Origin of the sequence: Colwellia sp. MB3u-45, assembly GCF_014077005.1 — a bacterium.
Classification (GTDB): Bacteria; Pseudomonadota; Gammaproteobacteria; order Enterobacterales; family Alteromonadaceae; genus Cognaticolwellia.
This window is the reverse complement of the sequence record NZ_JACGVC010000034.1, coordinates 22,021-32,275: the sequence shown is the minus strand read 5'-3', so window position 1 is coordinate 32,275 and position 10,255 is coordinate 22,021. Positions and strand designations below refer to the sequence as shown.

General features: G+C 39.7%; 8 protein-coding genes. 1 reads left to right on the top strand and 7 read right to left on the bottom strand.

Annotated features, from left to right (window positions below; all coding sequences use genetic code 11):
• Positions 1 to 234: 234 nt before the first annotated feature.
• From H4J41_RS01645 to H4J41_RS01615, 7 genes are all read right to left on the bottom strand, one after another.
• Positions 235 to 2,253 (bottom strand): methyl-accepting chemotaxis protein, encoded by a 2,019-nt coding sequence (locus tag H4J41_RS01645; RefSeq protein WP_182137038.1) that lies wholly within the window; start codon positions 2,251 to 2,253, stop codon positions 235 to 237.
• 163 nt (positions 2,254 to 2,416) lie between these two features.
• Positions 2,417 to 3,235 (bottom strand): symmetrical bis(5'-nucleosyl)-tetraphosphatase, encoded by an 819-nt coding sequence (locus H4J41_RS01640; RefSeq protein ID WP_182137039.1) that lies wholly within the window; start codon positions 3,233 to 3,235, stop codon positions 2,417 to 2,419.
• Between the two features lie 9 nt (positions 3,236 to 3,244).
• Positions 3,245 to 3,637 carry a Co2+/Mg2+ efflux protein ApaG gene (apaG, locus tag H4J41_RS01635; protein ID WP_182137040.1) on the bottom strand — a complete coding sequence of 131 codons (393 nt, stop codon included), beginning with the start codon at positions 3,635 to 3,637 and terminating at the stop codon, positions 3,245 to 3,247.
• Positions 3,630 to 4,451, bottom strand: coding sequence for a 16S rRNA (adenine(1518)-N(6)/adenine(1519)-N(6))-dimethyltransferase RsmA (gene rsmA, locus H4J41_RS01630; protein ID WP_182137041.1), 822 nt, complete (start codon positions 4,449 to 4,451; stop codon positions 3,630 to 3,632). The genes apaG and rsmA overlap by 8 nt, the downstream gene beginning before the upstream one ends.
• A gap of 17 nt (positions 4,452 to 4,468) precedes the next feature.
• Positions 4,469 to 5,461 (bottom strand): 4-hydroxythreonine-4-phosphate dehydrogenase PdxA, encoded by a 993-nt coding sequence (gene pdxA / locus H4J41_RS01625; protein ID WP_182137068.1) that lies wholly within the window; start codon positions 5,459 to 5,461, stop codon positions 4,469 to 4,471.
• On the bottom strand, positions 5,458 to 6,759 hold the full coding sequence (gene surA, locus H4J41_RS01620) for a peptidylprolyl isomerase SurA (protein ID WP_182137042.1): 1,302 nt from the start codon (positions 6,757 to 6,759) through the stop codon (positions 5,458 to 5,460). The genes pdxA and surA overlap by 4 nt, the downstream gene beginning before the upstream one ends.
• Positions 6,760 to 6,779: 20 nt before the next feature.
• The gene (locus H4J41_RS01615) at positions 6,780 to 9,083 is read right to left on the bottom strand and encodes an LPS-assembly protein LptD (protein WP_182137043.1); all 2,304 of its coding nucleotides are present in this window, start codon (positions 9,081 to 9,083) and stop codon (positions 6,780 to 6,782) included.
• 152 nt (positions 9,084 to 9,235) lie between these two features.
• Here H4J41_RS01615 and H4J41_RS01610 point away from each other — a divergent pair, with 152 nt between their 5' ends.
• Positions 9,236 to 10,255, top strand: coding sequence for an aminoglycoside phosphotransferase family protein (locus tag H4J41_RS01610; protein WP_182137044.1), 1,020 nt, complete (start codon positions 9,236 to 9,238; stop codon positions 10,253 to 10,255).

Below are 10,255 nucleotides of genomic sequence, written 5' to 3'. Positions count from 1 at the left end.
TGTGCGCAGAGAAAATGCATCTGGGCAAGACGCTTGATTGAGCAATAGCTGGCTATTGTGATTGAGAGCACCGTAGCCTTGGTGTATTTTAACCAGCACAAGTGGGCAATAACTTAATGAAATTGGTATTACTCAGCGCTCAATAAATCATCCCCATTTGATCTAAAGATTTTTAAACATAAAAAAGAGCGCCTAAGCGCTCTTTTTTTATTTAAGCTTTAAGGTTAAGTCAAACTAAAGCTTAAATTCTTGTACTGATTGTTGCAATTCTTCAGCTAAGCGGGCAACTTCACTGCTCGCTTCTGCCGTTTGCTTTGAGCCTGCTGTTGTTTGTTCAGCAATAGTGACAATTGACTCTAGGTTCTCGCTTATTTCATGAGCAACAACACTTTGCTCCTCTGCGGCGGTTGCTATTTGCGAGCTACGGTCAAAGGCTTCATGCACCGCGTGTGTAATAGTATCAAGTGCTTGTTCGGCTTGAATACTTTGTTCAACACAGTTCGTTGCTTGCTTTTTACCTGTATCCATCACTACCACGGCTTTTTCTGCACCGGTTTGTAGTACTTCAATCATATTTTGAATTTCTTGGGTAGACACTTGAGTTCGGCTCGCCAAGGTTCTCACTTCATCAGCGACCACAGCAAAGCCTCGACCTTGCTCACCGGCACGAGCCGCTTCTATCGCTGCGTTTAGTGCTAATAAGTTGGTTTGCTCTGCAATACCTCTGATCACATCAAGAATGCCACCAATTGATGCGCTATCTTGTTGTAATTTATTAATGACTTGTGAAGCAGACTCTACTTCATTAGCTAATAGCTCAATAGTTTGGCGGTTATGACCAGAAATAACTTTAACCCGCTCAGCTTCGTCATCAGCATGTTTGATTTCAACTAAGGCATCATTCGCACTTGATAACACACTTTGTGCCGTACTGCTCATTTCAGTAGTAGCAGACGCCGCTTGTTCTACTTGCGTGCGTTGCTCTTCAATAGCTTTGGTACTTTGGGCAGTTACTGTCGACGTTTGCTCAGCCGCTGTTGCTAGCTGGGTTGAACGACTAACAATACTTTGAATTAAGTTGCGTAAACTATCGATTAATAAGTTGCAGTTAGCGGAAAGCTGAGCGAACTCATCATTGCCACTTTCATCTAGTTTGTGAGATAAGTCACCAGAAGCAACAATATTGAGCATTTCATTTACTCGTCTTAATGGGCGAATAATGCTGGTTAACGTTACCGACGCGATCACTATAGCTAGCACAATAGAAATTAAGGTGATAATAAGGGTATTAAGTGTGCCGTCAGATACAGACGTTTTGACTAAATCGCCGGTTGCTATGGCGGTTTTATTAGCTAAATTTACTTGTGTGGCTAATATGGCATTAGCACTATTAATACCATTTTCTGCGAGGTGTAAACTCGCCTTTGCCGTGGCAATTGCGTTTAGCTGATTATTTTTATGGCTAAAAATTCTCCCACTGCCAATGAGATAAGCTTGCAATGCTGAAAAGCTATCGGTTAACTCATCAGCAATATTAGTGACACCTTGTTGCTTTAATTCATTAACGACATCATCGATTGATTTTTCAATATCATTAAATGTGTTTTCGATTTGACTGGCAACCAGTGATGCAGATTGTTGATCTTTAATGTCATGATAATTCAGTGATGAACTAACCATACTATTGAGTAAGGTTTCTAAGCGTCTGGCTAAACTAACCGCACGTTGTAATTTGGTTGTTGCAAGTTTATGGTCGCCAAGATCTAATAAAATAGTCGCCATGTCGTCGGCTTTTTCTTCGATAATATATATTTTATCTAGCAAGGTTAGGTGTTGCTCTATGGCAAACTTTCTATTACGAAGTACATTGTCGATTTCTTTCTCTAAGCTATTGTAAACCGGATCTACTTCACGTAGGTTTTCGATTAAACTCGCTTCGTTTTTAACAATATCTTTCAAGCGCTTGAGCTGAGCTCTAAATTCACTCTTTTCAGTTTCAAAAGCGTTAAAGTTTTCTGCCAATGGTGCTAGTGCTGTTTGGTAATATGCGCGCAGCGTTAGGTTGCCAATATGGGTTAGATCGTTCGCTAACTTGTTACTTGTTTTTAACGTTGGTATCGCTAGTTCATTTTGCTGTTTTGTAGCATCGCCAATAGTATTTAAACTATTCCATGATATTACGCTGGTTAAAATGAGTAAAAGCGAAATAATGGTGAAGCCACCAATTATTTTTGTTGCTACGGTTAAGTTCATAAATCCCACCAATATATAAATTAAATCATACTTAGATCACACAATAAATAATAAGCGTTATTATTTATCTAGGTGATCATTCATTATTAGACTACAAAGGAATGTACATATATCTTTTGGCTAGTATAACAAGCTCAATTGCATTTTAAACCAATGCTATACATTATTTTGTGTTTATATGTGCTTGTTCAATAAATATTTTTTTATCGTGCCATCTTAGCATCGTTAGATGTTGTCCCCAAACACAGCCAGTATCAAGTGCATATATATTATTGGCTGGGCAATAACCCATCAAAGCAGCCCAATGGCCAAATATCCAATGGGTATTCTCATTAATATGGCCAAAATCAAACCAAGGTGATAATGCTTTTGGGGCGCTGCTGGGACTTTCTTTACAGCTAAAATCTAAACTACCGTCAGCGAAGCAATAGCGCATACGAGTTAGCGAATTGATGGTAAATCTAAAGCGAGCAACTTCATCGTTTGCCCTTAGCCAACTGATAGGTTGTTCGCCATACATCTTGCTTAACCACGTATGGCTTGCTGAAGAGGTTAAATGCTGTTGTGCTATTTTGGCTTGTTCAAGTGCTTGTTGAGGTGTCCACTGCGGGGAAAGCCCCGCATGGCTCATATAAGTTTCTTCATCAGGCAGTTTTTGAATAAGTGGCTGTTGAATTAACCAGTGCATTAATTCTGCTACGTCTGGAGCTGATAATAATGGCGCTAGGTGATCTTGCTTTTTCACTTTTTTAATACCGTGATAAACGGCAAGTAAGTGCAAGTCATGATTACCTAGAACCACTTTAGCACTTTGCCCAAGCGACTTAATAAAGCGCAAGGTTTCCAGAGAGTTAGGCCCGCGAGCGACTAAATCACCGGCAACATAAAGCTGGTCGCTAACAGTGGAAAAGCCCACTTGAGTTAATAAGGCCTTTAGTTCGCTGTAGCAGCCTTGAATGTCACCGACGAAATAAACAGCCATTAGTGCTCTCTAGTTTAATATATTGGGCTTTGCTAAGCGAAACAGTGGGATTTCAACTTGCACTAACTTGGCTGATTTTCTTTGCATTTGGTAGTGCCCTTGCATATTACCCAAGGGAGATTTTAATACACAGCCACTGGTATAGGTAAAATTTTGGCCGGCCTTAATAAAAGGTTGCTGACCAATAACACCTTCACCTGATACCGTGCTAGATTCACCGTTAGCGTCAGTAATTAACCAATAGCGACTGAGTAGCTGTACAGTTTCATCACTGTTATTTGTTACTGTGACAGTGTAACTAAAGACAAATTGTTGTTCGGCTTCGATAGATTGTTGCGCTAGATAGTCACTAACGACACTCACCTCAATATCAGCAACTGTTGCTACTTGGTTATCATTCATTGTTAAGCTCTATTGGATTGTCAGTAACAAAATTAGCTAACATGACAAAATCGGCTAAGGCTAAATTTTCAGCACGCAGTCCTGGGTCAATACCTAACGCCGTTAACTGTTCAGCAGAAATCAGCTTTTTAAAGCTGTTACGAATAGTCTTGCGACGCTGATTAAATGCCGCTAAACAAACTTTATTGAGCGAGTTAATATCCTTAACAGGATTTTTAATCACTTTATGCGGTATTAATCTGACAATGGCCGAGTCTACTTTAGGTGCGGGCTTAAAGGCTTCAGGGCCTATTTCCATGACAGGTATAACTTGGCATTGGTATTGTGTCATGATGGATAAACGACCATAAGCTTTACAGTTTTCACCCGATGCCATACGTTGTACCACTTCTTTTTGCAGCATAAAGTGCATATCTTTCACTTTGTCTTTAAAAGTCAGTAAGTGAAAGATCAGCGGGGTTGAAATGTTATAAGGCAAATTACCAAAAATACGTAATGGTTTTTCGTCACTGGCTAATTGGGCAAAATCAAATTTTAAAGCATCTTCTTCATAGATAGTTAATTTAGCCGCTAAAAATGGATGATGGCGTAATCTATGTGCCAAATCTCTGTCTAACTCAATGACGCTGAGTTGACCCGCACGTTCGATAACAGGTTCGGTAAGTGCGCCTAATCCAGGGCCAATTTCAACTAAATTTTCATTGGGCTCTGGGTTGATAACGTCAACAATATTGCTGATGATGGCGTCATTATGTAAAAAGTTTTGTCCAAAGCGTTTTTTGGCTTGATGACCCAAATGGGAATTTTTACTCATAGTATTTTTCTACTCAATTAATCTTCTACATGGTTGTTAGCTAAGGTTATCGCTGTGTTTATCGCTTCTTTGAAACTACCCACATCTGCTTTATCGGTGCCAGCCAAATCTAAGGCGGTACCGTGATCAACAGATGTTCTAATGAATGGCAGTCCTAAAGTAATATTCACCGAAGAGCCAAAACCTTTATATTTAAGTACTGGTAAGCCCTGATCATGAAACATAGTCAATATGGCATCAGCATCATCCAAGTATTTAGCTTGGAAAATGGTATCAGCAGGCAAGGGGCCAATAAGGTTCATGCCTTCTAAACGCAATTCGTCTAAAGCGGGGATCATCACATCGATTTCTTCACGGCCCAGATGGCCGTCTTCACCGGCATGTGGGTTGATGCCACAAACATAAATTTTAGGATCATGAATGCCAAATTTTTCAATCAAATCTCGATGTAATATGCGGGTAACTTTTTGCAGCCTTTCGTGTGTGATGGCTTTAGAGACATAAGCTAAAGGTATATGAGTCGTAACTAGCGCCACTCTTAATCCTTCTGTCGCTAACATCATCACCACATCAGAACAGTTTGCTTGATTAGCAAAATATTCGGTATGGCCGCTAAACGCGATACCGGCTTTGTTGATTAAACCTTTATGAACAGGGCCAGTAACTACCGCATCAAATTCGCCAGAAATATTTTTCTCACTGGCAATACGCAAGGTTTCGACTACGTAGCGACCATTGTTAGCGTTAAGTACGCCAGGCTCGCAAATATCGTCTAATGCTACCGGTAATACAATCAGTGTTCCGGCTTTATGCGCGGTTATTTCATCATCGGCGTTATAGGGCTTGATGATCAGTGGTAAGTTTAATAATTTCGCTCGTGCGATTAATAACTCAGGAGATACGACCGCAACCATTTGCATAGGCCAATCTTGCTGCGCGACTTTTATCATCAAATCTGGGCCAATACCTGCTGGCTCTCCCGGTGTTATTGCTATTCGTTTTAACACTATTTTTTACCTATCTCTAAAACTTCTATATACGCTTCGTCACGCAATTCTTTGATCCAACGTGCGCCTTCCATGCCGAATTTACGGTTGTAAAGCAGTTGGTAGACGCGGTTCTCATTCATTTGCTCAGTGGCGTCTAATGTTCTACGGCCGGTTAATTTAGCAATGTGCCAACCAAAAGACGAACGAAATGGTTTATGCACTTCATCAATATCTAAACTTGCCAATGCTTCGGCAAAGGCGGGATCATATTTACTTGGCTCTGACCAACCTAAGTCGCCACCACGCACAGAGGTAGGCCCCTCAGAGTGCTCTTTGGCAAGCTCAGCAAAGTCAGCTTCACCAGCATTTAATTTGTCGACAAAACCTTGTAATAAAGCTTCTGCTTTGGCTTCACTAAGAATAATTGAGGGCTTAATTAAGATGTGGCTTGCTCTTACTTCTTCAACTTCCATGGTTTTGCGACCACGAATATCGACTAATTTGACGATACTAAAACCTAAGCCAGTACGGATGGGGCCAAAAATACTGCCCTTTTCTTGACCATCAACTATTTTAGAAAATAAGGTCGGCATTTCATTAATCGTTTTCCAACCTAAATCACCACCATCAAGGGCATTTCCGCCGCCAGATGAGGTCATAGCAATATTAGTAAAGTCGCTGCCGTTATTTAATAATTCAAGCACTTTTTCAGCACGTACTTTAGCCGCGCTGATATCCACTTGCTTTGGATTATTAGGAAACTCAATTAAGATATGGCCTAAACGATACTCTATATCAGCATTAGTTTGTTCTTTCATGACCGACAATAGGTTAGCGACTTCTTGTGGTGAGATATAAATGCGCCGACGTAAACTAGCGCGTCGAACTTCGCCTGAAATTAACTCGTTACGAACACTCTCACGATATTTTTCATAATCTAGGCCATCTGCAACAAGTGATTGGCGAAATGCTTCAAGTGATTGCTTATTCTCCTGTGCCATATTTGATATGGTTTCATCAAGTTGGGCATCGCTGATCTGAATGCCCATGCGCTCACCCAGTTGCGAGATTATCGCGTCATTAATTAACTTTTCCATGACTTGAACACGTAAAGCGCGATCTGATGGTAAGGTTTGGTTATTTTTTTTTGCTTGTATAGTAACAGAGGCGATCAGGTCTTTAACTTCAGACTCTAATACAACACCACTATTAACTACCGCTGCTACTCGGTCAAGTTCAACCTCAACGGCCATACATTTCCCCAGTGAGCTTAAAATAAACACCGAGCTAAGCAGTAATAATTTCAATGAATTTTTCATGTAACGTAGGATTCTTTTAATTAGTTATTGAGGAAGTAGGGGCGTTTATAGCCGAATATACTTGAATTAAACATATCTCCAACACTGTTGGACGATTTATTGCTATTTATACCATTATATACAAACTGAATATTAAAACTGCTATCAAATGCATCTCGATTTTCGTTTATGTTACTCGTGTCGTCAATGGTCGAATTAATATTGCGATGGTAGGTAAAGCGAATACCCCAACAGCAGCTACTATATTCAAGGCCAGCATAACTTTCGATACTGCGTTTACCTTGTAAGTCTTGGCTAAATCGGCCAACAATTTGCCAGCGCTGTGCAATCTTAATATTAGTGGCTAAAGACATTTGCTCTAATGACTCTCCTGAGACATCACGCGCATATCGATGGTTCAATTGAATTGTTTGATTATCGGAAAATAAATAATCAAATGAGGTTTGACTTTTATTCGTCACGCCTAAATCGCTGTTGTATTGAATGTCAGAACTAAATTGCCATTGGCGATTTATATGGATAAAAATATCGGCAGCGAATGCTGATTTATCCACTAAAGCCTCTTGGTCGCTATCGTCAAAGTTACTATCATTTAAATAAACGATTCGCCCTAAACTCAAGCGCAGCACTTCAGTATTATCTGCGGTTAATAGTCGACTTGTTACCCCCCAAGATACTTGATTGGCTTGTGCTATGCGATCAATGCCGCTGAAACGGCGGTCGCGAAATAAGCCGTTATAGTCATCTTGCAAGGTGGTTGTATCGTAAATACCGATATTGTTTTGGTCTTTATCTGGAATATAAAGATATTGCAATTGTGGCTCTAATGTTTGGTTATAGCCTTTATTAAATAAGCTTAGGTTGCGGTCAAAGTTTACCCCACCATGGAGACGTATTTTGGGTAAAGTTCTGCTGATGTTTTTTTCTAACAGACTACCACTACGAATATTTTTCTGGCTGTAATTGGTTTGAAGTACTTTAAATTCTGAATTTAAAAACCAGGCAGGGGTAACTATGGGATATAACAAGCCCGCTTCTACATGGTACCTTTGTGCGGTGGGCTTGGTTTTATCCGCGGTATCAAAACTTGAAAACTCAGAATAAAGATCAAAAATACCATCAAAATCAGCTAATGATTGCTGAAGGCTGAATTCTATTTGCGGTAAGGTTTTGTAACTCAGTTGATGGTTTCCCAAAAGCTCAAAATCTTGCATTTTTATCTTCGTTTGCCAGTTATCTGCAAAGTAGGCAAGCTCGCCAATTTGATAAAGATAAGCGTCATTGGCGTTAAATTGATTACTGCCTAAATCCACCAGGTAATTATCATCACTGATAGCGGTGTAATCAACATGGGCTCTAAATCGCTCTGAAAATGTACCAATATGCTGAAGTCGTGCTAAATATCGTGCATTATCACTATTAATCAGCTTTGTGTCTTTATCGAGATATTCAACATCAATTTGCCCTGATTGTAAGTCCTGTAAATACCTAAATTGAGTAATTAATTGTGTGCCTCTTTGTGACATATAACGCGGTGTGATGGTGGCATCCATGTTTTCTGCAATGTTGAGATAATAGGGGGCCTCAACCTCTAAACCTGAATTGTTGGAGGTACTGATTGTTGGGTATAAAAAGCCTGACATTCGGTCATTACTGAGTGGCATAGTTAAATAGGGAATATATAAAATCGGGATATCAAAAAGGCTAAAGCGTGCATGATAAGCTTCAAGCGATTTTTTATCTGATGAAATGGTAATTTCACTGGCCCGCATTTGCCAATCAGGTACGGCGTCGTAACAGGTGGTAAAGCTTGAGTCGAGAAAGCTTAGGGTTTTACCATTGCCATTAATGTTGATTTTTTTCGCATTACCATGGCCAGCAGAGCCATTAAGTTGATACGAAGCGGCGTTCAGTGAGGTCGTTTGTTGCAGCTGGTTAATATTGAGCGAGTCGGCAAATATATCTATGCCTTTATTTTGAAAGTGAATGTCGCCATTTGCATCGACTGTAGCTGTGTCGCGGTTGACCGTTAATTGGTCAGCAACAACCGATTTATCTTGATTTAATAAAGTAACACCACCGGTAAAGTTCGCATATTGACCTTTTTTGATGGTTGAGGTTGTTGAGATAATCGTAAAGTTTTCGTTGGCCTGCTTACCGGTTTCGCCAGCAATATTTGCGTAGAATGGAATTGGGCATTGGCTGGCTCGATTAGTATTTATTTCAGTACCTATTTCAGTACCTATTTCAGTATTTTGCGCCTTGCTACCAAATGTAAACGATATTAGGCAGACAAAGATAATTTTGTTTAGGGAAAAGCGCATTTATGGTCCGGGTAATTAACTTGAAAAATACAAAGCCTAGATTTAGAACGGCATTTTACCGCTAATAGCAATAATATAGCAATTTTCATTAGTCTGCTAATTAGTTATATTGGCAGAATCATTGGCATAATTTTTTTTAGAGCGATATTTCATTGAGTAACTTAAGAACTAGAGATTTATTACAGTGGCTAGAAAGTCACTTTTCGGCGGAAAATATTAGCCTAATCCCCTTGACTGGAGATGCAGGTTTTCGACGTTACTTTCGCTTTCATAATCATAATCAAAGTCAAAGTCAGTGCTATATAGCGGTTGATGCACCCGTAAAATTATCAAATAACCAAGCGTTTGTCGATGTGCAGCAAATTTTGCAGGAGCTTGGGGTCAATGTGCCTAATATTATCGCGGCAGACCTTGAAGCCGGTTTTCTTTGTCTGAGTGATTTTGGTGACACTGTATTGGCTGAAAGACTATCAAGTGAAAACATGCAGCATTATTACGCCAAAGCGATTATTGAGCTGAGCAAGATGCTTAAATGCAAAAAAGCAGTCGTTGCAAAATTGCCTGATTATAATGCCCCATTTATCCTAACTGAATTGGCAATATTTAAAGAATGGTTGTTAGAAAAACACTTAGGTATTTATTTAACTGCGGATGAAGAAATAGCATTAAGCGCTTGTTTTGATGTTCTGGTTTCTGCCATTATTGCACAGCCTAAGATTTTTATGCATCGTGACTATCACAGTCGAAATATTATGCTGTTGGCCGATGATAAACTGGGTGTTATTGATTTTCAAGATGCGGTAAAAGGCCCGGTTATTTATGATTTGGTGTCGTTACTTAAGGATTGTTACGTACGTTGGCCTAAGCAGTTAATAACGCCATTGATGGAAGATTATCGTCAACAAGTACAAAACTATTTTCCTGATGAAAACCTAAGCAAAGAAAAGTGGCAATATTGGTTTGATTTAACCGGACTACAACGCCATATAAAAGCTAGCGGTATTTTTTCCCGCTTGCATCATAGAGACAACAAGTCAGGGTATTTAGCGGATATTCCACTTACTTTGACCTACATACAAGATGTTAGCGCACAATATGATAAACTCAGTTTTTTGCACGAGTTAGTCACTAAACGAGTAATACCCGCAGTAAATAAACGCAGTGGATTTTAA